The sequence below is a fragment of the Falsiroseomonas sp. E2-1-a4 genome (assembly GCF_051433165.1).
Lineage (GTDB): Bacteria > Pseudomonadota > Alphaproteobacteria > Acetobacterales > Acetobacteraceae > Falsiroseomonas.
The window spans coordinates 1-892 of sequence record NZ_JBHMFS010000074.1 but is presented as its reverse complement, the minus strand read 5'-3'; the positions used below and the strand labels follow the sequence as shown (position 1 = coordinate 892).

Sequence of the window (892 nt, the reverse complement as noted above, 5' to 3'; positions counted from 1 at the left end):
GAGTCGGTCCGCGAACATTTTCAAGGTTGGCAGAGCCTTCGCATCATGAGGCGAATGGATGCGAGGCGGAGGAATGCGAGCGCGGTGCGGCTGAGGTTCTCCCAGTCCTTGGCGAGGCGGCGGCATCGGTTGAGCCATGCGATGGTGCGTTCGACGACCCATCGCCGGGGCAGCACCTCGAAGCCCTGCGCTGTGTCGGAGCGCCTGACGATCTGGATCTGCGCCTGGCGCAGCACGCGCTTCAATGCGGCCTGGAACTTCGGCCCCTGGTAGCCGGCATCGGCGTAGAGCTTACGCAGGAAAGGGAACATCCCGAACAAGGTCGCCATCACCAGCACGCCGCCGTCACGGTCTTGCAGACCAGCGCTGTGCACCACCGCGTGCAGCATCAGACCGAGCGTGTCGACAAGGACGTGGCGCTTCTTGCCCTTGATCTTTTTGCCGCCATCGTAGCCGTGCGGGTCGATCGAAGGCCCCCCTTTTCCGCGCCCTTCACGCTCTGGCTGTCGATGATCGCCGCCGTCGGGCTGGCCTCGCGCCCGGCCTGCTCGCGGCACAGCACATAGAGCGCGTGGTGGACCCGATTGAGCGTGCCGTCCCACTCCCAGCGCATGAAGTAGCCATGCAGCGTGCTGCGCGGCGGCAGGTCCTTCGGGATCGCACGCCACTGGCAGCCGGTGCCGAGCACGTAGAGCAGACCGTTGACCACCTCGCGCAGGTTCACCGTCCGCGCGTTGCCACCGCGCTTCGCCGGCGGGATCATCCCCGCGATCAGCGCCCACTCCGCATCGGTCATGTCACTCGGGTAGCGCAGCCCGCGCCGGTCATACCGGGACCGGTTCTCCGTCGTCCACATCCGCAACGCCTCCGCGAATCGATCCAGCCGAGCGAA

General features: G+C 66.6%; 1 protein-coding gene. It reads right to left on the bottom strand.

From position 1 onward, the window contains the following. Positions 1-20: 20 nt before the first annotated feature. A protein-coding gene (locus ACFHNC_RS24700; RefSeq protein WP_437171889.1) for an IS5 family transposase occupies positions 21-856 on the bottom strand; the annotation gives its coding sequence in 2 pieces (ribosomal slippage) (positions 21-472 and positions 472-856; 837 coding nt in all). Between the last annotated feature and the right edge of the window lie 36 nt (positions 857-892).